22 protein-coding genes, 1 tRNA gene and 1 riboswitch are annotated in these 21,266 nt (G+C 71.2%); of the genes, 12 read left to right on the top strand and 11 right to left on the bottom strand.

The annotated features are described in order from the left end of the window. Positions 1-92: 92 nt before the first annotated feature. The 5 genes from ACGFW6_RS35345 to ACGFW6_RS35325 all read left to right on the top strand — a co-directional run bounded on the left by ACGFW6_RS35345 (position 93) and on the right by ACGFW6_RS35325 (position 4,471). Positions 93-1,319: a BTAD domain-containing putative transcriptional regulator gene (locus tag ACGFW6_RS35345; protein WP_393519540.1), complete on the top strand. Its 1,227-nt coding sequence runs from the start codon at positions 93-95 to the stop codon at positions 1,317-1,319. After that, a complete protein-coding gene (locus ACGFW6_RS35340; protein ID WP_393519375.1) occupies positions 1,316-2,209 on the top strand; it encodes a DUF6585 family protein in 894 nt (297 codons plus the stop codon). The genes ACGFW6_RS35345 and ACGFW6_RS35340 overlap by 4 nt, the downstream gene beginning before the upstream one ends. 414 nt (positions 2,210-2,623) lie before the next feature. Then, positions 2,624-3,481, top strand: a complete 858-nt coding sequence (locus tag ACGFW6_RS35335; RefSeq protein WP_393519372.1) for an LLM class flavin-dependent oxidoreductase — start codon at positions 2,624-2,626, stop codon at positions 3,479-3,481. 126 nt (positions 3,482-3,607) lie between these two features. Continuing rightward, positions 3,608-4,105, top strand: a complete 498-nt coding sequence (locus ACGFW6_RS35330; protein WP_393519370.1) for a hypothetical protein — start codon at positions 3,608-3,610, stop codon at positions 4,103-4,105. A gap of 63 nt (positions 4,106-4,168) precedes the next feature. Next, on the top strand, positions 4,169-4,471 hold the full coding sequence (locus ACGFW6_RS35325) for a hypothetical protein (protein WP_393519367.1): 303 nt from the start codon (positions 4,169-4,171) through the stop codon (positions 4,469-4,471). Positions 4,472-4,502: 31 nt separating this feature from the next. Here the strand turns inward: ACGFW6_RS35325 and ACGFW6_RS35320 are convergent, their stop codons facing one another. Then, entirely contained in the window at positions 4,503-4,862 is a 360-nt protein-coding gene (locus ACGFW6_RS35320) for a VOC family protein (protein ID WP_393519364.1), read from the bottom strand. 93 nt (positions 4,863-4,955) lie between these two features. Here ACGFW6_RS35320 and ACGFW6_RS35315 point away from each other — a divergent pair, with 93 nt between their 5' ends. Then, positions 4,956-6,482: an alginate lyase family protein gene (locus ACGFW6_RS35315; RefSeq protein ID WP_393519361.1), complete on the top strand. Its 1,527-nt coding sequence runs from the start codon at positions 4,956-4,958 to the stop codon at positions 6,480-6,482. 21 nt (positions 6,483-6,503) lie between these two features. Here the strand turns inward: ACGFW6_RS35315 and ACGFW6_RS35310 are convergent, their stop codons facing one another. Further along, complete coding sequence (locus ACGFW6_RS35310; RefSeq protein WP_393519358.1) at positions 6,504-8,003, bottom strand: MFS transporter; 1,500 nt, start codon at positions 8,001-8,003, stop codon at positions 6,504-6,506. A gap of 85 nt (positions 8,004-8,088) precedes the next feature. Continuing rightward, on the bottom strand, positions 8,089-9,456 hold the full coding sequence (locus tag ACGFW6_RS35305) for a DUF445 domain-containing protein (RefSeq protein ID WP_393519355.1): 1,368 nt from the start codon (positions 9,454-9,456) through the stop codon (positions 8,089-8,091). A gap of 232 nt (positions 9,457-9,688) precedes the next feature. On the opposite strand from ACGFW6_RS35305, the gene ACGFW6_RS35300 reads away from it, so the two are divergent. After that, on the top strand, positions 9,689-11,026 hold the full coding sequence (locus tag ACGFW6_RS35300) for an SGNH/GDSL hydrolase family protein (RefSeq protein WP_393519352.1): 1,338 nt from the start codon (positions 9,689-9,691) through the stop codon (positions 11,024-11,026). A gap of 134 nt (positions 11,027-11,160) precedes the next feature. On the opposite strand, the gene ACGFW6_RS35295 is transcribed toward ACGFW6_RS35300, so the two are convergent. From ACGFW6_RS35295 to ACGFW6_RS35280, 4 genes are read right to left on the bottom strand one after another with little or no spacing between them, the layout of a single operon-like run. Further along, complete coding sequence (locus ACGFW6_RS35295; protein WP_393519349.1) at positions 11,161-12,012, bottom strand: DUF1707 domain-containing protein; 852 nt, start codon at positions 12,010-12,012, stop codon at positions 11,161-11,163. A gap of 33 nt (positions 12,013-12,045) precedes the next feature. Continuing rightward, a complete protein-coding gene (locus ACGFW6_RS35290; protein ID WP_393519346.1) occupies positions 12,046-13,041 on the bottom strand; it encodes an ATP-binding cassette domain-containing protein in 996 nt (331 codons plus the stop codon). An 8-nt stretch (positions 13,042-13,049) separates the two neighbouring features. Next, positions 13,050-13,871, bottom strand: a complete 822-nt coding sequence (locus ACGFW6_RS35285; protein ID WP_393519343.1) for an ABC transporter permease — start codon at positions 13,869-13,871, stop codon at positions 13,050-13,052. Beyond that, on the bottom strand, positions 13,864-14,664 hold the full coding sequence (locus tag ACGFW6_RS35280; protein ID WP_393519537.1) for an ABC transporter permease: 801 nt from the start codon (positions 14,662-14,664) through the stop codon (positions 13,864-13,866). The genes ACGFW6_RS35285 and ACGFW6_RS35280 overlap by 8 nt, the downstream gene beginning before the upstream one ends. A gap of 234 nt (positions 14,665-14,898) precedes the next feature. Between ACGFW6_RS35280 and ACGFW6_RS35275 the strand changes: the two genes are divergently transcribed. After that, positions 14,899-17,304 carry a transglycosylase domain-containing protein gene (locus tag ACGFW6_RS35275; RefSeq protein WP_393519340.1) on the top strand — a complete coding sequence of 802 codons (2,406 nt, stop codon included), beginning with the start codon at positions 14,899-14,901 and terminating at the stop codon, positions 17,302-17,304. A 79-nt stretch (positions 17,305-17,383) separates the two neighbouring features. Here ACGFW6_RS35275 and ACGFW6_RS35270 read toward each other — a convergent pair whose 3' ends face one another. From ACGFW6_RS35270 to ACGFW6_RS35260, 3 genes are all read right to left on the bottom strand, one after another. Further along, entirely contained in the window at positions 17,384-17,704 is a 321-nt protein-coding gene (locus ACGFW6_RS35270; protein ID WP_020132220.1) for a multidrug efflux SMR transporter, read from the bottom strand. A 35-nt stretch (positions 17,705-17,739) separates the two neighbouring features. After that, positions 17,740-17,811, bottom strand: a riboswitch (guanidine-III (ykkC-III) riboswitch). Positions 17,812-17,875: 64 nt separating this feature from the next. After that, entirely contained in the window at positions 17,876-18,232 is a 357-nt protein-coding gene (locus tag ACGFW6_RS35265) for a GroES family chaperonin (protein ID WP_393519336.1), read from the bottom strand. 51 nt (positions 18,233-18,283) lie between these two features. Beyond that, positions 18,284-18,613 carry a DUF3618 domain-containing protein gene (locus tag ACGFW6_RS35260; protein WP_126900492.1) on the bottom strand — a complete coding sequence of 110 codons (330 nt, stop codon included), beginning with the start codon at positions 18,611-18,613 and terminating at the stop codon, positions 18,284-18,286. A gap of 95 nt (positions 18,614-18,708) precedes the next feature. On the opposite strand from ACGFW6_RS35260, the gene bcp reads away from it, so the two are divergent. Then, complete coding sequence (gene bcp, locus ACGFW6_RS35255) at positions 18,709-19,176, top strand: thioredoxin-dependent thiol peroxidase (RefSeq protein WP_393519333.1); 468 nt, start codon at positions 18,709-18,711, stop codon at positions 19,174-19,176. Here the strand turns inward: bcp and ACGFW6_RS35250 are convergent. Next, positions 19,157-19,675, bottom strand: a complete 519-nt coding sequence (locus ACGFW6_RS35250) for a GNAT family N-acetyltransferase (RefSeq protein ID WP_393519330.1) — start codon at positions 19,673-19,675, stop codon at positions 19,157-19,159. The genes bcp and ACGFW6_RS35250 overlap by 20 nt on opposite strands. A gap of 148 nt (positions 19,676-19,823) precedes the next feature. On the opposite strand from ACGFW6_RS35250, the gene ACGFW6_RS35245 reads away from it, so the two are divergent. The 3 genes from ACGFW6_RS35245 (at position 19,824) to ACGFW6_RS35235 (ending at position 21,244) form a co-directional block, all read left to right on the top strand. Beyond that, positions 19,824-20,486, top strand: a complete 663-nt coding sequence (locus ACGFW6_RS35245; RefSeq protein ID WP_393519327.1) for an HNH endonuclease — start codon at positions 19,824-19,826, stop codon at positions 20,484-20,486. Then, positions 20,483-21,154, top strand: a complete 672-nt coding sequence (locus ACGFW6_RS35240; protein WP_393519324.1) for an HNH endonuclease — start codon at positions 20,483-20,485, stop codon at positions 21,152-21,154. The genes ACGFW6_RS35245 and ACGFW6_RS35240 overlap by 4 nt, the downstream gene beginning before the upstream one ends. Positions 21,155-21,169: 15 nt before the next feature. Continuing rightward, positions 21,170-21,244 (top strand) — tRNA-Leu (locus ACGFW6_RS35235). Positions 21,245-21,266: the final 22 nt, after the last annotated feature.

Here is a 21,266-nt window from a genome sequence, read left to right as displayed (position 1 = left end):
GCCCGAGCGCCACACCCCCGGCACGCCCGAGCGCCGCGTCCCAGGCACGCCCGAACGCCACACCCCAGGCACGCCCGAGCGCCTCCCATCAGTTGGCGCGCGAGCTCCAGGCGACGGGCCCGGGTCTCGCCGGGCTCAGCGGCCAGGAACGCGAGGTGCTCTACGCCCTCGGCTGCGGCCTGGCCGACGCCGAGATCGCGGACGCGCTCTCGCTGCCGGAGCGGGCGGTGGCCGGGCAACTCGGCCGTTTACTGGTGAAGTTGGGGCTGCCCGACCGGACCGCCGCCATCGTGCACGCCTTCGACTGCGGTCTGGTCGTGCCGGGGCAGGGGCCGCGCCGGCGAACCGCACCGGCGACCACCGGCAACGGACGGACGGGAGCCGGCGCGAACCTCGGCACCGGCACGGCACCTGACACGGGCCGCGGCCCGGCCCCCGGCACCAGCGGCGGCACCGGCACAGGTACCGACACCGGCACCAGCACCGGCACCAGCGGCGGCACCGGTACAGGTACCGACACTGACACCGGCACCGGCACCCCGGCCGACGCGCGGCTGCGGGTCTGCGTGCTCGGTCCGTTGCGGGCCCGGCTCGGCGGGCGGTCGGTGGACGTCGGCCCGGTCCGGCAGCAGGCCGTGCTCGCGGCGCTGGCCCTGAGCCTCGGCCGGTCGGTCAGCCGGCAGGCCCTGCTGGACGGGGTCTGGGGGATGGAGTCGCCCGGCGCGAACGTCGTACCGGTCTATGTGTACCGGCTGCGCAAGGGCCTGCGGCTCGGGGAGTGCGCCGACTCCGTGATCGGGCGGGACCGGTACGGCTACCGGCTGGTGCGCGACGCCGTCGAAGTGGACGTGACGTGTATGGAGGACCTGGTCAGCGCGGCCGAGGCCGCCGAGCGGGCCGGTGACGGGGGCGAGGCGGTGCGGCTGTACGGCCGTGCGCTGGAGCTGTTCCGGGGGGAGCCGCTGGCCGGACTGCCGGGGCCGTTGGCCGAGTTGGAGCGGTTGCGGCTCATCGAACGCAGGGTCGCCCTCGCGTACCGGAGGGCGCACTGGCAGCTACGCCTGGGGCGGGTCGCCGACGCGATCGCCGGCCTGTCCGCGCTGGCGGTGGACCAGCCGCTGAACGAACCCGTCGCCGCGCTCCTGATGAGCGCGCTGCACCGCGCCGGACGGCGAGCCGAGGCCCTGGCGGTCTTCGAGCGCACGGGACGCCGACTCGCCACCGAGCTGGGCGTCACCCCGGGTGAACCGCTGCGCCGGGCGCGCTGGTCGATCCTGCGCGGGGACGAGACGGATCGTGGCCGGGCGGGTGCGGCGTGAGCGACGACGAGACGGATGGGGAGGGGGGCCGGGGCCGGGACCACGTCCGAGGCCGGGAAGGGGAGGCGGCGGACGAGGGGACTCGACGGGGCGGGACGGAGGACGGGACCCGACAGGACCGGCGGTCCGAGGCAACACATCGCGCCTCCCGGGACTACGCGCTCCCCGACGACCCGCAACACGACACACCCCCCTGGCACCGCACCCCCCACCGAGCCGACGCCCTCCTCCTCGCGCGTGTCTCCGAGGCCGCTGGGCGGGCGCGTCTCGGTCGGCGGTGCGCCACCTACCGGCCGCCGGTCACCGAACCGGCCCGTCGCCAGGCCGTCCTCGCCGCAGCGCGTCGCCTGCTGCCGGGCGCCGAACGCGGTGGCTCGGGAAGCGGCCCCGCTCCCCGGCTGGACCTGTACGAGCACGGCCTGACGGTCGCCGTCGACGGGCGGATCCATGTCGTCCGGTACGACGGAACGGTCGTGCGCCGGCGCCGGGCGCTCTCCCCGCAGGGCCTCGTGCGCGCCCACGTCCTCGTCGACGTCGGCGGCGAGCGGATCGCCCTGCGCTGCGGCGACTTCGGTGAACCGGAGGTGTGGGGACCGGAGATCCATCGCTCCGTCGCGGACGCCCAGGTGCCGCGGGCTCTCGCCGCGCTGGCCCGGGGTGAGCGGCTCGACTTCGGCCCGGTGTGGATCACCAGGGCCGAGCTCGGGTCCCGCGGTACGACGCTGCGCTGGGCCCAGGTCCAGCGGATCGAGATCCTCCGGGGCTCCGTCGCCGTACGCACCGCCGGACGGTGGCAGGTGTGGGGGTCCGTGAGGTCCGGCATCCCCAACCTCTGCGTGCTGCACGCCCTCACCGAGTACCTCACCGCCGCCGAGCGCGACGACGGCTGACGTACGCCATCCGCCCCCCTTTCACCGTTCGACCCGCCTTCCGCAGAAGGAGATTCCGGCATGTCCGACAGCTATCGGCACCGATGCGGCGAGTGCGGGCACCGCACCGCCTGGGGGACCGAGTCCCGGGGCGAGCAGGCGATCGAGACCCACTACGCCCACCGCCATCCGCACATCGCCCCACGCACACCCCACGACGACGCACACCACACACGACACGGAGGACCATGTGAACGGGGCCGGCGGCAAGGCTCGTAAATCGTTTGTGACGCGGAGTCGGCTCGCCCTACAGTGAGCCGACTTCGACGAGACGTTCCCCCGGAAACACGCCGCAGAGCGGGAGCGTCCCACCTCGCTGAGGTGCCGGAGGGGGCGGCAACTGACATTGTCGACCCCTCATTTCGGAGGCTCTTCATGAACGTCGGTACGCATGTCGGTATCGGCCTGCCCGTCGGCGATCCGGCCGCCCTGCTCACCTGGGCCCGGCGCGCCGACGCCGGCCCCTTCCGTACCCTCGGTCTGCTCGACCGGCTCGTCTACGACAACCCCGAACCGCTGGTCGCGCTCGCCGTCCTCGCCGGCGCCACCTCACGCGTCCGCGTCCAGACCGAGGTGCTGCTCGCCCCGCTGCGCGACACCGCCCTGCTGGCCAAGCAGGCCGCCACCCTGGACCGGATGACCGACGGACGGCTCGTCCTCGGCCTCGGGATCGGCGGCCGGGAGGACGACCACCGCGCGACCGGCACCGACCTGCGCACCCGGGGCCGGCGCCTGGACCAGCAGATGGCGACGCTGTGCCGGCTGTGGCACGGCGAGCCCTACGGCGACGGCGTCGGCCCGATCGGGCCGGTGCCCGCCCGCGTCGGCGGCCCGGAGCTGCTCTTCGGCGGCTTCAAGCCCGCCGCTCTCGAACGCGTCGCCCGCTGGGGCGACGGCTTCCTCGCCGCCGCGCCGCCCTCCTGGGCGGGCGGCCTGTTCGACACCGTGCGCGGTTTCTGGAAGGCGTACGGCCGCGACGGCGAGCCCCGTCTCGTGGCCCAGGTCAACGTCGCGCTCGGCCCGCAGGACGTGGTCGACGACGCGCGTGCCCGGATGCGCGCCTACTACGAGTTCACCGGCATGTCCGACCGCATGGTCGACGGCATGCTCACCACCCCGGCCGAGATCCGCGCCGCGCTCACCGCGTACGCCGATCTGGGTGTCGACGAGGTGATGCTCTACTGCTACGGCGTGGACCCGGACCAGGTGGACCGCCTGGCCGACGTGCTGTGACGCCCCTGCCATGACGCCCGTCCTGTAGCACTCCTGTTGCCGGAACTGTGGGCTCCGTCACAGCCGGGTGCGCCGGGTCCTGTTGGACTCGGCGCACCCGTCGTCGTGTGCACGTCCGGAGGCCAGGTGTTCCTGCTGATCCTGCTGCTCGTACTGATCGCGGTCGTCACCGCGTTCGGTCTGACCGGACACGGCATCGGCACGCTGGCCGACCGGCGGGCCCGGCGTACCGGCACCCCCGGCACCCTGCGCGGCGTCGCGGCTCTGGCCGCCGCCGGGGCGTGCGCCCTGTACGCCTGGGGCCTGCTCGGTGTGTGCGGTGCGGTCATGACGGCCGAGGACGGCGGGACCGACTCGGCGCCGCCCCGCTCGTGCCGTACGGAGGGCTGGTGGGAGCGGCATCAGCGGGGTGTCGAGATCACCGACTACTCGATCTCGTTCGTCCCGCTCGGGTTCGTCTGCGAGACGAGTGACGGCGGGAGTTACGACAACGGTGACGTGCCCGGGTATGTGAATCCGTCGGTGCTGGTCCTCGCCGTCACCGCCTCCGGGTGCCGCATCGGCGCGGAGTACGTCTCGGAGCTGCGGGCCCGTGCCGAGTTCCGGCGCGGCGGGGCCGGTTAGCCTCGGATCTCCAGGGACCGGCCGAAACAGGGCGCCGGCCCGGCAGCAGTGGTAGGAGGCAACATGGCCAGGGTTCCCAGCGCGGTGGTCGCGGCGGGCGGGCTCGTCGGCGGGTACGGCGTGGCCCGCTGGACCAGGAACCGGCAGCTCGGCGGGGCCGTATTGGCGGTGGCCGGGGCCACCGCCGCACAGCAGTGGCGGCAGCGCGCCGGCGCCACGGCGGCGGGCGCCCTGACCACCGCGTACGTCGCCGCCTTCGCCGGTTCGCACCCCCTGGCCAAGAAGGTGGGCGCCTGGCCCGCCGTGTTCTCGGTGGCGGGGGCGATGGCCCTGGCGTCCTGGGCGGTGGCGGACCGACGGGGCTGAGGCGCGGGGTGCGCCGGGACGCCCCGTCTCCTCAGGACCGATGGCTCAGCACGTTCACCACCTGCCCGCCCGGGTCCCGTACGAAGAACCGCCGTACGCCCCACTCCTCGTCCTTCAGCTCCCGTACGATCTCCGCGCCCGAGGCGGCGACCCGGGCATACACCGCGTCGACGTCCTCGACCTCGACGCTCAGGTCGGGGACGACGGGGCCGGTGGCCTCCTCGGTGAAGAAGCTGATCTGGGCGGTGGGGTTGGCGGGGGACGCCATGGTCATCACCCAGCCCATGTCCATCACCTCCTCGAAGCCGAGCAGGCCGTAGAAGTCACGGCTCGTCGCGATCGCTTCCTCGGACCCGGCGTGGACGTTGGGGACGATCCTGCGGATGGTCATCGGTGCGGCTCCTCGGAGGGGTTCCGGAGTTTTTGTTATCCCCCGCAGTCTGGCCCCGTCTCCTCACCGTCCCCAGCCACAGGCACGCGAGGAATGAGCCACGTGACACGACAGATCAGCCGCCGGAGCATGCTCAGGGCCGCGGGAGCGACCGCCGGAGCCGTCGGAGCCGGAATCGGAATCGGAATCGGTACGAGCGTCCCGGCAGCCGCGGCCGGCGCCTCCCTCGTCCATCCCGGCCTGCTGCACACCCGCGCCGACCTGGACCGGATGGCCGCCAGGGTGAAGGCGGGCGCGCAGCCGTACACAGCCGGTTTCGCCGAGCTGGCCGCCAATCCGCATGCGCGCAGCGACTGGCGGCCCCGGCCCAGCTCCGTCGTCCACCGAGGCGCGGGCTCGCCGCAGAACTACGCGGCGCTCTACAAGGACATCCACGCCGCCTACCAGAACGCCCTGCGCTGGCACATCACCGGCGAGAGCGCGCATGCCGACACGGCCGTCGCCATCCTCAACGCCTGGTCGGCGACGCTGACCCGGCTCGCGGGCAGCGCCGACCGGTTCCTCGCGGCCGGGCTGTACGGCTACCAGTTCGCCAACGCGGCCGAACTCGTGCGCGACCACGAGGACTTCGAGGCCGAGCGGTTCCGCGGGATGCTGCTGGACGTCTTCCACCCGCTGAGCGAGAGCTTCCTCGCCCACCACAACAACGCGGTCGTCACCAACTACTGGACCAACTGGGACCTGTGCAACATGGCCTGTGTCCTGGCCATCGGCATCCACTGCGACGACCGGGCGAAGGTGGACCGCGTCGTGGAGTACTTCAAGCACGGCGAGGGCCTCGGCTCGATCCGCAACGCCATCCCCGTCGTGTACGACGACGGACTGGGCGAGTGGCTGGAGGCCGGCCGCGACCAGGGGCACGCGCTGCTCGGCGTCGGTCTGATGGGCACCATCTGCGAGATGGCCTGGAACCAGGGCATCGACCTGTACGGCCATGACGACAGCCGCTTCCTCAAGGGCGCCCAGTACGTGGCCAAGTGGGCGATGGGCGGGGAGGTCCCGTTCACCGCGAACACCCGCAGGAAGGGCGCGATCGGCGGCTGGTCGGGATCGGAGACCGTGACCGAGGCGGCTGCCGTGAACCCGGAGATGACCCGCCCGATCTGGGCGATGATCGCCAACCACTACACCAGGCGCCGCTCTCTGCCGGCCTCGTACGTCACCCGGATCGCCGCCCGGTCCGCGCCCGAGGGCGGCGGCGGGAACTACGGGCCGGACAGCGGCGGATACGACCAACTCGGTTTCGGGACGCTGGCGTTCACGCGCGAGAGGACGACCGGGGCGGCGGGTGCGGCCGGCACGGGTGGCTCACCGAGCGCGACCGCCGCAGCCGGTGGCGCTGCCGGGGCAGGTGACGCTGCCGGGGCGAGGAGCGGCGCGGATCCCCGGCCGCAGACGGCCACCACCGCCTCGCCCTCGGCCTCCCCCGCCGGTGGCGACCTCGCCGCCACCGGCTCGAACGGCCTCCTCGGCTGGACCGCCGCCACCGGCGTCACGGCCCTGGCCGGCGGCATGCTCCTGCTGCGCCGCCGCGACCGGGCCCGGCGCGAGCCGCAGTAGGACGCCCCCGGGAAGGGCTCCTCACGTACCCGACGCCTTCGCCGCCCGCACCCCCGCACCCGACGGCTTGGCCACCGCCGTGAGCGGACGGGCGATGTCCTCCAGCGAGCGGCGTTCCGCGCGCACCGCGAAGAAGGCCGCGACCAGGCCGGCCAGGCACATCAGCGCCGCGCCGATCTGGAAGGCGAGGACCGTGTCGCCGACCTTGCCCGTCCCGGTGAGGTCGGCGAACAGCAGCGGGCCGCTGATGCCGCCGGCCGCGGTGCCGAGGGCGTAGAAGAAGGCGATGGACATCGCGCGGGTCTCCATCGGGAAGATCTCGGAGACCGTGAGGTAGGCGCTCGACGCGCCCGCCGAGGCGAAGAACAGGACCGCGCACCAACAGGCCGTCATCGTGGTCGCGTTGAGCGCGCCCCGGTCGAACAGCCAGGCCGTGCCGAACAGCAGCAGACCCGAGAGCAGGTACGTCGAGGAGATCATGACGCGCCGGCCGACCGTGTCGAAGAGCTTGCCGAGCAGCAGCGGGCCCATGAAGTTGCCGACCGCGATGACCGCGAAGTAGTAGCCGGTGTTGCCGGTCGGCACGTCGAAGAAGGTGGCGAGGATCGCGCCGAAGCCGAAGGTGATGGCGTTGTAGAGGAACGCCTGGCCGATGAAGAGGGAGAAGCCGAGGAACGCCCGCCTGCGGTACTTGGCGAAGACCGTGCGGCCGATCTCCAGGAACGTCACACTGGGGCGCTGGTGGATGGTGATCTCGCCCTCGGGGCGCGGGAGCGGCTCACCCCGCTCGGACTCCACCTTGCTCTCGATGTCGCTCACGATCCGTTCCGCCTCGTCGTCGCGGCCGTGGATCAGCAGCCATCGCGGGCTCTCCGGGACGTGCCGCCGGACCAGCAGGATCACCAGGGCCAGGACGGCACCGAGCGCGAACGTCAGCCGCCAGCCGACATCCGCGGGCAGGATCGCCGTGTCCAGCGCGACGATCGACAGCAGCGAGCCGGCGACCGCGCCCAGCCAGAAACTGCCGTTGATCATCAGGTCGACGCGGCCGCGGTACTGCGCCGGGATCAGCTCGTCGATCGCGGAGTTGATCGCCGCGTACTCGCCGCCGATGCCGAAGCCGGTCAGGAAGCGGAACAGGAAGAACCACCAGGTGTCGAACGAGATCGCGGTGAGGGCCGTCGCCGCCAGATAGACCGCGAGCGTGATCATGAAGAGCTTCTTGCGGCCCCACAGGTCGGTCAGCCGGCCCCAGAACAGCGCGCCCAGGCAGGCACCGGCCACATAGAGCGCGGCGGCCAGGCCGGTGACCTGGCCGGAGGTGATCGGCAGGCCGCTGCCGGGCTCGGACAGCCGGGGAGCGATGCTGCCGACGACCGTGACCTCCAGGCCGTCGAGAATCCACACGGTGCCGAGACCGATCACGATCGTCCAGTGCCAGCGCGACCACGGCAGGCGGTCGAGGCGGGCGGGGATGTCGGTGGTCACGGTGCGGCCGGTCGCGGCCTGCGCTGAGGTCATGGGCCCCCTCCTCATCGAGCGGAACCCCGGCCGAGTGCCCCGAGGCCTTGGCCCTACGCCCCGCCGACCGCCCTGAGCTCCCGTTCTACGCCCCCAGCGCCCGCGACACGGTGTAGATCAGCAGTCCGGCGAGCGAGCCCACCACGGTGCCGTTGATCCGGATGAACTGGAGGTCGCGTCCGATGTGCGCCTCGATCTTCCTGGTCGTGTGCTCCGCGTCCCAGCTCGCCACGGTGTCCGTGATCAGGGAGGTGATCTCCTTGCGGTAGGTGGAGACGACGTACACCGCCGCGCCCTCCACCCAGCCGTCGACCTTGGCCTGCAGCCGCGGCTCGACCGCCATCCGCGCGCCCAGCGACAGCAGCGAGGCACGCACCCGCAGCCGCAGCTCGCTGCGCTCGTCCTCGGCCGCCGAGACGATCATCCGGCGTACGGCGGTCCAGGCGGAGGCGATCAGGTCCTGCACCTCGCCGCGGCCGAGCACCTCTCCCTTGAGCCGCTCGACACGCGCGCGGGTCTCGGTGTCGGACTGCAGGTCGGAGGCGAAGTCGGTCAGGAACCGGTCGAGCGCGGCCCGGGCCGGGTGGGTGGGCATGTCGCGCATCTCGGTGACGAAGCGCAGCAGTTCCTTGTAGACCCGCTCGCCGACCCTGCGGTCCACGAACCTCGGGGTCCAGCCGGGGGCGCCGCCCTGGACGGCGTCCATGATCTCGTCGTCGTGCAGGATCAGCCAGTTCTGCGCCCGGGCGACGACGAGGTCGACGACCCGCTTGTGGCCGCCGTCGGCGACGATCTTCTCCAGCATCTTCCCTATGCCGGGCGCGACCTCCTGGGCGTCGGCGCGCCGGGTGATCGCCTCGCCCACGACCGCCTGGACGTCCGAGTCGCGCATGACCGTCAGGGCGCCCCTGAGTGCCGCCGACAGCTCCGCCGTCACCCGGTCCGCGTGCTCGGGTTCGGCGAGCCAGGCGCCCAGCCGGCTGCCGATGCCGACGGCGCGCAGCCGCTGCCGTACGACGTCCTCGGAGAGGAAGTTCTCACCGACGAACTCGCCCAGAGAGACGCCGAGCTGGTCCTTCTTGGTCGGGATGATCGCGGTGTGCGGGATGGGCAGGCCCAAGGGGTGGCGGAACAGGGCCGTGACCGCGAACCAGTCGGCGAGCGCGCCGACCATGCCGGCCTCGGCGGCCGCGGCGACGTACCCGGCCCAGGCGCCCGCGCCCTGGTTCGCGGCGACCTTGGCGAGGACGTAGACCAGCGCGACGAGGAGCAGCAGCCCGGTCGCGGTGAGCTTCATCCGCCGTACGCCGCGCTGCTTCTCCAGGTCGGCGGCGGTGAAGGTGGTCATCGCACGTACGGCCGATGCGGGCACGCGCCGGTTATCGGCGGTGTCCGGCCGGGCATGCTGCTCTACGTCACGCGTTGCCGTTTCATCCGGATTCGTACGTTCCATTCCGCTCCACCCGTCCAGGATCCCCCGCACACATTGTCCCTTCCTGACCGACTCCTGGAACGAATCAAGAGTTCCCGGCGTCTGTCCCGTGGGGGGAGGTCGATGACGAACTCCGGATGAACTCCGGCGGCCCAATGGGGGGTCCGTGCAACTCCCCTCTGCCTCATGACGCATCATGAGGTGATCACATCGGAGCCTCGGGCTCCCATCCGCCCGAGGAGACACGCACCGCATGACCAGGCGAAACGGTTATGCCTTGCTCAGCGCGATCATCGCCCTGATCGTCACGCTTTCCGCCGCGATATACATCGGAGTCGCCTCCGACGACGGCAGCGCAACCGGCAAGAGCGCCCCCACCAAGACCGGCTCCGGACGGGGCCCCGTCGCCCCGGCCTCCACCGGCATCTGGGTGGGCGCCTGGTCCGCCTCCCCCGTCGGCGCCGAGCCCGGCACCGAGCTGGAGGGCCTCGCCGGCGACTCGGTACGCAACGTCGTGCACACCAGCGTCGGCGGTACGAGTGCCCGGATCACGCTGTCCAATCTCTACGGCCAGTCCCGGCTGACGATCACGCACGCGTCCGTCGCCCTCGCGGCCGGCTCCTCCACGGCGGCCGCGGTCGCGGACACCATGCGCCGGCTGACCTTCGGCGGCAGCCCCTCGGTGGTCATCCCGCCGGGCCAGCAAGTTCTCAGCGACGCGGTGCGCCTGACGATCCCGGCGGACACCGACGTCCTGGTGACCACGTACTCCCCCACCCCGTCCGGCCCGGTGACCTACCACCCGCACGCCCGCCAGACCAGCTATGTCGCCGAGGGCGACCTCACCGAGGACGCGACCGGCACGGCGTACACCGGGCAGGTCGACGCCTGGCGGTACCTGACGGCGCTGGACGTCCTCAGCCACGACTCCGCGGGCACCGTCGTGGTCTTCGGGGACTCCCTGACCGACGGCATCACGTCCACCCAGAACGCCAACCGGCGCTGGACGGACGTCCTCTCACGCCGGCTACGGGCCGCCGTCGCCGCGGGCGAGGACGTGCCGCGCTACAGCGTCGTCAACCAGGGCATCAGCGGCAACCAGATCCTCGCCAGCGGAGGCGGACGCCCCGCGGACAACCAGGCGGGCGTCGGCCGCTTCCACCGCGACGCGCTGTCGCGTACCAGCGTCAAGGTCGTCGTCATCGACCTCGGCGTCAACGACATCCTGCGCAACCCGAACCTCGCCGACCCCGACCGCATCCTCGACGGACTGCGCGCCCTGGTCCGCCAGGCCCACGCCCGCGGCCTCAAGGTCGTCGGCGCCACCCTGATGCCCTTCCAGGGCCACCGGGGCTACACGGACGCCCGCGAGAACGTACGGCAGCAGATCAACGCCGAGATCCGCGCCGGCCGGGTCTTCGACGCGGTCGCCGACTTCGACGAGGCCGTGCGGGACCCGTACAACCCGCGCAAGTTCCGCCCCGACTACGACTCGGGCGACCACCTGCACCCCAGCGACCAGGGCTACGAGCGGATGGCGGACTCCTTCGACCTGCAGTCCCTCAAGGGCGCGGCTCCAGCGGAGCTGTAGCGGGACCTGCTCAGCCGCGGACACTGGTGCCGCTGGGGCGGCACGGGCGGGCTCCGGGTGGCTGCCCTCCGGGGGAGGCATCCCGCGAGCGCGGGCGGGGCGGCCCCACCCTCGAGCGACAGCTCCGGCACCGCTCAGTCCTCGTCGCGCTCCCGGGCCTTCTCCCCGCGCGGCCCGCGCTCCCCGTGGCCGTGGCGCCACATGTCCCGGTGCTCCTCGAGCATCCCGCGGTGGGCCTCGTACTGCTCGTCGCGGGCCGAGGACCGCAGCTCCCGGCGCTCCTCGCGCCGTTCCAGCCGCTCCCGGCGCCGCTCCTCGCGCAGCTGGAGCTTCTGCGTCCGGGTCAGCTTCCGCTCGACCCCGACACCGCCCCAGAACGCGAACCCGGTCACGATCACCCGCGGCGCACCGGGATCCCCGGGCGCCCCGTCCTCGCGGTGGTCGAAACCGCCCATGATCCCGATCCCGCGCACCTCGACCTCGACGCCGGGCGGCACGACGACCTCCACTCCGCCCATGATCGCGACGCAGTTGATCTCGACCACGCCGTCCGCGAAGTTCGCCTCCCGCAGGTCGATCTCCCCGCCGCCCCAGAACGCGAAGCAGTTGAACCGCCTCGGCACGGTCCAGCGCCCCTTGCGCTGGAACCCCGACAGCACGGCGACCCCCCACGTCGACGACCCCTCGCCGCCGACGATCCGGTCACCCCAACTCCCGACGGCGGCCCCGGGCTTCTTGACCATGTCGACCTTCGGCACGGCCACCTCGCCCACCGGCAGATCCCGGGTGATCGGGGCCAGATCCCCGTAGGTGCGTGCCTTGTACGTCGCGTCGAGGCGTTCCTCGAACTCCTCCATGTCGAGCCGCCCCTCCGCGAGGGCGTCCCGCAGGACCTCGGCGACCCGTTCACGATCGGCGTCGGAGGCACGCAGCTCCGGTCCGGTTGGCCTGGGGGATGATCCCTCGGAAGGCACAGCGTCGCTCATGTAAGGCAGCCTACGAGCAACCCCGCTCCGGGGCTACGAGATCGCCCGCTCGGCCCGTCCCGCCTTCTCGGCCTGTTCCGCGTACATCTTGGCGATCACGGCCTCGATGTCGGGCTCTCGCACCGACAGATCCACCAGCGGATACTCCGCCGCGATCCGCGCCACCAGCACCGCCGCCGACTCGGCCGCCGGAAACGCCAGCCACTGCCGCGGCCCCTCGACCTTCACCACGCGCGCGGGCCCGGCCTCGATCGGCGGCAGCTCACGCTCCAGGTCGACGACCAGGATCCGCTCGCTCTCCCCCACCTCGTGCAGCCCGGCGAGCGGGCCGTCGTACATCAGCCGCCCGTGGTCGATGACCATCACCCGTGAGCACAGCTGCTCGATGTCCTGGAGGTCGTGCGTGGTCAGCAGCACCGTCGTGCCGCGCTCGGTGTTCAACTCCCGCAGGAACTCGCGCACCTTGGCCTTGGAGATGACGTCGAGCCCGATGGTCGGCTCGTCCAGGTACAGCACCTCCGGGTCGTGCAGCAGCGCCGCCGCGATGTCGCCGCGCATCCGCTGGCCGAGCGACAGCTGCCGTACGGGCACGTCCAACAGGTCGGCCAGGCCGAGGAGTTCCACGAGCCGGTCGAGGTTCTCGCGGTAGCGGGCGTCGGGGATGCGGTACATGCGGTGCATCAGCTTGTACGAGTCGATCAGCGGCAGGTCCCACCACAGTGTGGTGCGCTGCCCGAACACCACCCCGATGCGGTGGGCGAGCCGGGTGCGTTCGCGGGAGGGGTTGATGCCGGCCACCCGCAGCCGGCCGCCGCTGGGGGTGAGGATGCCGGTCAGCATCTTGATCGTGGTCGACTTGCCGGCGCCGTTCGGCCCGATGTAGCCCACCATCTCCCCGCATGCCACCCGGAAGGAGATCGAGTCGACGGCCCGCACCTGCCGCCGCTCCCGCTTGAGGAAACCGGTCTTCCTGCGCACGTCGAAGACCTTCTCGACATCGTCGAGCTCGATGAACGCCGCCTCTGACATGCCTGCCCCTAACTCCCCGTACTCCGATACGACCGCAGCCCGGCCCGCCACGCCAGACCGGCGAGCGCACAGCACACCGCCGCCACCAGGGGCGAGGCGAAGGCCGTCCAGCCGGGCAGGTCGATCGGGTACGGCCGCTCCAACACGTAGGCGGCGGGCACCCAGTTGACGAAGGCGAGGGGCAGCATGAAGGTCACGCCGCGCACCAGGTCCTTGCCGAACACGGTGGGCGGGTACTGCAGCAGCGTCGTCCCGCCGTAGGTGAACGCGTTCTGCACCTCGGCGGCGTCCTGCGCGAATATCTGGAAGGACGCGCCCGCCACGAACACCGCCGAGAAGATCGCCGCCCCACTGAGCAGCATCACCGGCACCAGCAGCACCTTCACGGGCGTCCAGTCGACACCGGCCGACACCAGCGCCCAGCCCAGGACCAGCGCTCCCTGGGTGATCCGGCCGAGGCGGCGCAGCGCGAACTGGTCGGCGCCGACCTGCGCGAGCACCGGCGCGGGCCGCACCAGCAGCGTGTCGAAGGAGCCGTCGCGGATCCGGGCGCCCAGGGCGTCCATCGAGCCCAGCACCAGGTCGGCGATCCCGAACGCGGTCGCCGACAGGCCGTACAGCAGGGCGATCTCCGGAAGCGACCAGCCACCCAGGGTGTCGACCTGCGAGAACATCAGCAGGATCGCCACGAAGTCCAGGCCGGTCACCATCAGGTTGCCGAGCACGTTGACGGCGAAGGAGGTGCGGTAGGTCATGCTGGAGCGCACCCACATGGCGGCGATCAGCAGGTAGGCCCGCAGCCCTTCGAACAGGGCACCGCGCTCACCCACCCTGCACCACCACCCGGCGCGTCGCCGCCGACTGCACGATCCGCCCCGCCGCCAGCAGCACCACCGCCCACACCGCCTGGAAGGCGAACGCCCCGAGCGGCGCCCGCTCCCCCATCAGCACGTCCGCCGGCATCTGGATCTGCGCCGCCCACGGCAGCACCCGTGCGACCTCGCCGAACACGCCCGGGAAGGCGTTCAGGGGCAGCACCATGCCGGAGAAGAAGATCCCGGTGATCATCAGGGCCTGGTTGACGCCCTTGCCGTCCAGCAGCCAGAACACGCTCAGGGCCGCCAGATAGCGGATCGCGAAGCTGACGACCGCCGCCAGCAGCAGGGTGACCGTGAAGGCCGCCCACAGGGTGACGTCCGACGGCAGCGCCATCGGGAAGAACACCGCGCCGAACAGGAACGGGACCACGCCCCGCCCGACCATCTGGAACAGCGCCCGCCCCATGTCCCCGGCCAGCCACCAGAGTTGGAGATCGGCCGGCCGGTACAGGTCGACGGCGATCTCACCGGTGCGGATCCGCTCCATGAGGTCCTTCTCGGCGCCGCCGCCCTGGATCGCGAGCGTCGCGTACAGGCACTGCCCCAGCCACACATAGGTGACGGCCTGCGCCTGGTCGTAGCCGCCGAGATAGGGCTTCTGGTCCCACAGCGCCAGATAGGTGTGGACGAGGATCACGCCGAAGACGGTGTTGGTGAACACGCCGGCGGCGGTGGCCACCCGATAGGTCGCGTACCGTCTGAAGCCGCCTGCCGCGACGGCCAGGTACAACCGCCCGGAGCCCACATCCACAGCCCTCCTCGCCCGCGCCCGGCACCGAAGCGCAGGAGCCTAGTGCGCGCGCGAGCGGGGCTGCCAGCCATTTTCCGGGCGCCGCGGGCAAATGAGTCTGCTCACTTTCCAGGACACGCGCCGGTTTCCGGGAACGGAACGCCCGATGCGAGAGTCTTCAATGGGGGCGCAGTAGGCGTACGAGGGCGTACGGGAACGTACGACGCGAAACAGGAGTCCGTGCCAGAGATGAGTGACGAGCCGCAGCCGCAAGAGCCGCAGGCCCAGCCACAGCAGCAGAACGGGAAGCCCAAGCGGCCGAAGAGGACGGGCTGGCGGCGGATCATCCCGACCTGGCGCATGGTGCTGGGCACCTTCGTCGTCGGCACGCTGCTGCTCGTCGGCCTGTTCTTCCTGGCCTACTCCCTGGTCAAGATCCCGCCGGCCAACGCGCTCGCGACGAAGCAGGCCAACGTCTACATGTACGCGGACGGCTCGGTGATCGCCCGCGACGGCGAGGTCAACCGGGAGAACGTCACCCTCGCGCAGATGTCCAAGGACGCCCAGCACGCGATCCTGGCCGCCGAGGACCGCGACTTCTACAGCGAGTCCGCCGTCGACCCCAAGGCGATGCTGCGGGCTGCCTGGAACACGGCCACCGGCAAGGGCAAGCAGTCCGGCTCCACGATCACCCAGCAGTACGTGAAGAACTACTACCTGCGCCAGGACCAGACGGTCACCCGCAAGGCGAAGGAGTTCATCATCGCGATCAAGCTGGATCGCGAGAAGACCAAGAACGAGATCCTCGAGGGCTACCTCAACACCAGCTTCTTCGGCCGCAACGCCTACGGCATCCAGGCCGCCGCCCAGGCCTACTACGGCATGGACGCCAAGGACCTCGACCCGGCCCGCGCCGCGTACCTGGCCGCGCTGGTCAACGCGCCCAGCGAGTACGACGTCGTCGCCCACCCGGAGAACAAGGCCGCGGCCGTGGCCCGCTGGAACTACGTCCTGGACGGCATGGTCACCAAGGGCTGGCTCAGCGAGTCCAAGCGGGCGGGCATGAAGTTCCCGACCCCGAAGGAGGCCGCGACCTCCACCAACCTCTCCGGTCAGCGCGGCTACATCGTGCAGATCGTCAAGGACTATCTGACGAGGAACAAGATCGTCAGCGAGGAGGAGCTGGAGCTCGGCGGCTACCGCATCACCACCACCCTGCAGAAGGACAAGCAGAACGCCTTCGTCGACGCCGTCAACGACCAGCTGATGTCCAAGCTGGACAAGAAGAACAACAAGGTCGACAACTACGTCCGCGCGGGCGGCGCCTCCGTCGACCCGAGGACCGGCAAGGTCGTCGCGATGTACAACGGCATCGACTACGTCAAGCAGTACACCCCGAACGCCACCCGCAGGGACTTCCAGGTCGGCTCCACCTTCAAGCCGTTCGTGTTCACCTCGGCCGTGGAGAACGGCTCGACCACCCAGGACGGCCGTCAGATCACCCCGAACACGATCTACGACGGCACCAACAAGCGCCCCGTCCAGGGCTGGACCGGTGCCTACGCCCCCGAGAACGAGGACCAGCACTCCTACGGCGACATCTCCGTCCGCGAGGCCACCGACTCCTCCGTGAACTCGGTGTACGCGCAGATGGCCGTGGACGTCGGCCCGGAGAAGGTCAAGGACACCGCGATCGAGCTGGGCCTGCCGACCAGTACCCCCGACCTCCAGCCGTACCCGTCGATCGCCCTCGGCACCGCCACCGCCAGCGTCCTCGACATGGCGGAGGCGTACGCGACCCTCGCCAACCACGGCAAGCACGGCACGTACACGATGATCGACAAGATCACCAAGGACGGCGCCGACGTCATCGAGCTGCCGGCACGCAAGACCTCCCAGGTCATCACCCGCGAGGCCGCCGACACCACGACCTCCGTCCTGCGGAGCGTCGTCGACAACGGCACCGCCACCGCGGCCCTGGCCGCCGGGCGGCCCGCGGCGGGCAAGACCGGTACCGCCGAGGAGGACACCGCCGCCTGGTTCGCCGGGTACACGCCCGAACTGGCCACCGTCGTCTCCGTCATGGGCCAGGACCCGGTCACCGCCAAGCACAAGTCGCTGTACGGCGTGATGGGCCTGAACCGCATCAACGGCGGCGGGGCGCCCACCGACATCTGGGCCCAGTTCACCAAGGAGGCCCTGAAGGGCAAGCCGGTCGGCGAGTTCGACCTGCAGCTCCAGGAGGGCGCGGACGTGCCCCAGTACCCGACGACCGACCCGACCCAGGGCGACGAGGACTCCGGCGACCAGGACGAGGACGGCACCACCGGGGAGACGACGACCGGCGGCCAGGACACCGAGGGCCAGACCGGGGGCGAGACGCCGGGCGAGACGGACGGCGGCACCACCGGCGACACGACGACCGGCGGCACCACCGACGGGGGCACCACCGACGGCGGCGCGACCGGCGGGACCGACACCGGCGGCACCGCGGACGGAGGCACCACCGACGGGGGCACGACGGACGGCGGCACGGACTCGGGCGGCACGGACACCGGCGGCACGACCGACGGGACCGACTCCGGCGGCACCGACAGCGGTGGAGTCACGCTCGGCACCACGAACGGGCCGCAGAGCACCAACCGCAGACAGTGAGCCCCCGGCCCGCCCGGCGACCGCCCGACCCCGTGGCCGCCCGACCCCGTGGCCGCCGGGACCCGGTGACCGCCGGGACTCAGTGACCGCTGGTCGCCTTGAGACCCACGACGGCGACCAGCAGCAGGCAGACGAAGAAGATCCGCGCGGCGGTGGCCGGCTCCCCCAACACGACCATGCCGACCACCGCGGCACCGGCCGCACCGATACCCACCCACACTCCGTAGGCGGTGCCGATGGGCAGCGACCTCGCGGCGTAGGACAGCAGCAGCATGCTGGCGACGATGCCGGCGCCGGTGAACAGGCTGGGGACGAGCCGGGTGAATCCGTCGGTGTACTTCATGCCGATCGACCAGCCGACCTCGAGCAGACCGGCGACGACGAGCAGAACCCAGGCCATGACAGGCACCTCCGAGACGTACGACATGGAACGGGGGTGCGTCGTCTTTGCGTACGTCCCGGTACGGCGCGTCTCGTCGGGTCCCTTCAAAACTAGCAAAGGAAACAGCGAAAGGGGCCGGTGACGATGGTCACCAGCCCCTTCGAACCGTCGATCCCGAGGCGGAGCGGACTACAGGTAGAGCCCCGTGGAGTCCTCCGCCCCCTCGAACCGGTCGGCGGCCACGGCATGCAGATCACGCTCGCGCATGAGCACGTACGCGACCCCGCGCACCTCGACCTCGGCGCGGTCCTCCGGGTCGTACAGCACCCGGTCACCGGTCTCCACGGTGCGTACGTTCTGCCCCACCGCGACGACCTCGGCCCAGGCCAGCCGACGGCCCACGGCCGCGGTGGCGGGGATCAGGATGCCGCCACCGGAACGCCGCTCGCCCTCGCCGGTGTCCTGCCGCACGAGTACGCGGTCATGCAGCATCCGGATGGGCAGCTTGTCGTGGTGGGGGCTGTGCTCGTTTCTGTTGGCGCTCACGCTGTGAACCTACCTGCCTTTACCGCCCGCGTACGCCCTCGGGTCCGCCGCTCAGCCCCGGCGGCGCCGGGTACCCAGGGCGAGCAGCCCGACAAGGCCGACCGCGACGAGCGCGACGGGCACGATGCGCTCCAGCCGGGGCGCGCCCGCCTCGTCGGTGAACTTGGCCGTCACCCCGCTCACGGCCCGGTTGACCTCGACATAGGCCCGCCCCAGGGTGTGGTCGATGTTCGAGACGACCTTGGCCTTGGCGTCGCCCACGATCGTCTTCGGGTGCACGCGCACCCCGATCTCGTCGAGCGTCTCGGCCAGCGCTGCGCGGCGGGCTTTGATGTCCGCCTCGATCTGCGCCGGTGTTCTGGTGTCCGACGTGTCCGCCACCGTACGGCCTCCGAAGTGAAGCTGATGCTGTTTCCGGACAGTCTGTCAGTTCCTCGCCGGACCGCACTGTCAGGCTCCCCGGTTACGCTGGTTCGATGAGCGAGCGACTCCAGCCGGGGGACGTGGCCCCCGCCTTCACCCTGCCCGACGCCGACGGCAACGAGATGTCCCTGTCGGACCACAAGGGCCGCAAGGTCATCGTCTACTTCTACCCCGCCGCCCTGACCCCGGGCTGCACCAAGCAGGCCTGCGACTTCACGGACAACCTGGAGCTGCTGGCCGGCGCGGGCTACGACGTGATCGGCATCTCCCCGGACGCCCCGGAGAAGCTCGCCAAGTTCCGCGAGAAGGAGTCCCTCAAGGTCACGCTGCTGGCCGACCCGGAGAAGTCCGTCACCGAGGCGTACGGCGCCTACGGCGAGAAGAAGAACTACGGCAAGACGTACATGGGCGTCATCCGGTCCACGATCGTCGTGGACGAGGAGGGCAAGGTCGAGCGGGCGCTGTACAACGTGCGGGCGACCGGCCACGTGGCGAAGATCATCAAGGACCTGGGTATCTGAACGAGATCCACACATCGGGAGCCAGGTCGGCCCGCCCCGGCACCGGCCTGCGCTCCTCGCTCCACATCCCCGGCGCGAGTTCCTCGGCGACCCGCCGCCAGAACCGTACGGCGCCCGCGTTGACGTCCTGAAAGGCGACGGCCCATTCCCCGGGATGCCGCCGCACCACCTCCCGCACCGCCTCCGACCCGACTCCGGCCCGGCGCGCTCCCCGCACCACGAAGAAGCTGTTGAGCACACGGGTGGGGCCACCGGCCGCCCGCACGAAGGCGAACCCGACGGGATGCTCGCCCCTGCTGAACAGATACGGCACCCAGTCGGCGTCACCGCTGAAAGCCGCCTCCAGCCGCTCCTTGCGAAACGTCCCGTCCGGGTGGGGCAGTTGCCCGCCGAACTCGGACAGGTCATGCCGGAACAGCAGCCAGAGGCGTTCGACGACGGGACGGTCCTCGTGTTCGGCCGGGCGCACACGCACCGGCACAGCACTGTGAATGATCATGAAAAAAGCCTCCCGGAGTTGCTCGGTCGCCCGAGCCCGGAAGGCTTGCCTGGTGATCCACACCATACCAGCGCCCCCGTCACCACCCGACCGCCGGTTCGTTGCTCCGTACGGGTCATGAACAGGTGACCGAGAGCGGAGGGGCGCGATGGGTGCCAGTGCGTACACCAGGGAGCGGTTGGAAGAGGCGGCTCGGGGGGCACGGACCTTGTCGGAGGCGCTTGAGCGGTTGGGGGTGGATCCGAAGGGCTGGAGACGGCGGTACATCCACGAGCGGATGAAGAAACTCGGGGTGGACGTCTCGCACTTCGAGCGGGAGGGGGCCAAGTGGACGAGGCAGGTCCTGGAGCCGGTGGTCGCGGTGTCGACCAGCGTCAACGAGGTCCTGCGGGAGCTCGGGCTCGAAGTGGTCGGGGGGCACCATACGAACATCTCCCGCCGTATCAAGCTCTACGGCCTCGATACCTCGCACTTCACGCCTGCGGTCCGCACCGAGCGGCATCGGAACAATCAGCGCCGCCACACGGCCGAAGAGATCCTCGTCGACGAGAGCTCGGCCGGGGCCGGGCGAGTGCCGGGCAGCCGGCTCAAGCGGGCGATGCGAGAGCTGGGCGCAGCGGAGAACTGTGCCCTGTGCGGGATCGAACCGGTGTGGCTCGGCGAACGCCTTCCTCTGGAGGTCGACCACATCGACGGCAACTGGCGGAACAACCGCATCGAGAACCTGCGGCTGCTCTGCCCCAACTGCCACTCGACCACGGACAGTTACCGGGGCCGGGGCAAGGGACGTGCCAGGGGCGGCACCTCATGAGCACCAGCGTGGAGTACACGCGCGAGCGACTGGCAGAAGCCGCCGCACTGTGCTCCGACATCGAAGAGGTCATCGCCTTTATCGGCACCAGGCCGTACCGCAATCTTCGTCAGCACCTGTACAAGCGCTTCGAGCACTTCGGCATCGACATCTCGCACTTCCCCCGCCGGAGGCGGGCCGGGAAGCCACACCCGAAACCGGCCCAGGAGGAGCTGCGGCGCGCTGTTCACGAGGCGACGTCCATCGCGGGGGCGCTCCGCGCCCTGGGACGACCTCGCACCGGCCAGTTCCGCACCCTGTTCCACCAGTGGGTGGCCGAGGAGTGCCTCGACACCTCCCACTTCCTGGGCCAGGCCCACCAACGGGGCAGACCGAGCGCGACCGCCAAACGCCCGGAGGACATTCTGGTGCTGCACGACGGCAGGCTCCGGACAAAGACCTCGCTGCTACGTCGCGCGCTCCGCGACGTCGGCGTACCCGAAAGGTGCGCCCGTTGCAGAGTCGCTCCGGAGTGGCTCGGCAAGCCCATGACGCTGGAGGTCGACCACATCAACGGTGACTGGCGCGACGACCGGCGCGAGAACCTGCGGCTGCTCTGCCCCAACTGCCATGCGATCACCAGTACGTGGTGCCGAGGTGGTCAGCGAGCAAAGCACAGGGCGCAGTAAAGTAGGCGGCGCTGCGGGCCCGTACCCCAGCAGGCTAGAGGGCGCCGGTTTAGGTCCGGTGTGTCGTGGGTTCGAGTCCCACCGGGCCCACACGAGAAACAGGCCCCGCGCC

Source organism: Streptomyces sp. Y7, from assembly GCF_043195415.1.
Lineage (GTDB): Bacteria > Actinomycetota > Actinomycetes > Streptomycetales > Streptomycetaceae > Streptomyces.
The sequence above is the reverse complement of the archived record's forward strand: the minus strand, read 5'-3'. Positions and strand labels throughout refer to the sequence as shown.

Bases quoted from the DNA above. Each gene is read 5' to 3' on its own strand.
- ACGFW6_RS35335 (WP_393519372.1), top strand. From the start codon at position 2,624: ATGAACGTCGGTACGCATGTCGGTATCGGCCTGCCCGTCGGCGATCCG.
- ACGFW6_RS35325 (WP_393519367.1), top strand. From the start codon at position 4,169: ATGGCCAGGGTTCCCAGCGCGGTGGTCGCGGCGGGCGGGCTCGTCGGC.
- ACGFW6_RS35320 (WP_393519364.1), bottom strand. From the start codon at position 4,862: ATGACCATCCGCAGGATCGTCCCCAACGTCCACGCCGGGTCCGAGGAA.
- ACGFW6_RS35315 (WP_393519361.1), top strand. From the start codon at position 4,956: ATGAGCCACGTGACACGACAGATCAGCCGCCGGAGCATGCTCAGGGCC.
- ACGFW6_RS35310 (WP_393519358.1), bottom strand. From the start codon at position 8,003: ATGACCTCAGCGCAGGCCGCGACCGGCCGCACCGTGACCACCGACATC.
- ACGFW6_RS35305 (WP_393519355.1), bottom strand. From the start codon at position 9,456: ATGGAACGTACGAATCCGGATGAAACGGCAACGCGTGACGTAGAGCAG.
- ACGFW6_RS35300 (WP_393519352.1), top strand. From the start codon at position 9,689: ATGACCAGGCGAAACGGTTATGCCTTGCTCAGCGCGATCATCGCCCTG.
- ACGFW6_RS35295 (WP_393519349.1), bottom strand. From the start codon at position 12,012: ATGAGCGACGCTGTGCCTTCCGAGGGATCATCCCCCAGGCCAACCGGA.
- ACGFW6_RS35290 (WP_393519346.1), bottom strand. From the start codon at position 13,041: ATGTCAGAGGCGGCGTTCATCGAGCTCGACGATGTCGAGAAGGTCTTC.
- ACGFW6_RS35275 (WP_393519340.1), top strand. From the start codon at position 14,899: ATGAGTGACGAGCCGCAGCCGCAAGAGCCGCAGGCCCAGCCACAGCAG.
- ACGFW6_RS35270 (WP_020132220.1), bottom strand. From the start codon at position 17,704: ATGGCCTGGGTTCTGCTCGTCGTCGCCGGTCTGCTCGAGGTCGGCTGG.
- bcp (WP_393519333.1), top strand. From the start codon at position 18,709: ATGAGCGAGCGACTCCAGCCGGGGGACGTGGCCCCCGCCTTCACCCTG.
- ACGFW6_RS35250 (WP_393519330.1), bottom strand. From the start codon at position 19,675: ATGATCATTCACAGTGCTGTGCCGGTGCGTGTGCGCCCGGCCGAACAC.
- ACGFW6_RS35245 (WP_393519327.1), top strand. From the start codon at position 19,824: ATGGGTGCCAGTGCGTACACCAGGGAGCGGTTGGAAGAGGCGGCTCGG.
- ACGFW6_RS35240 (WP_393519324.1), top strand. From the start codon at position 20,483: ATGAGCACCAGCGTGGAGTACACGCGCGAGCGACTGGCAGAAGCCGCC.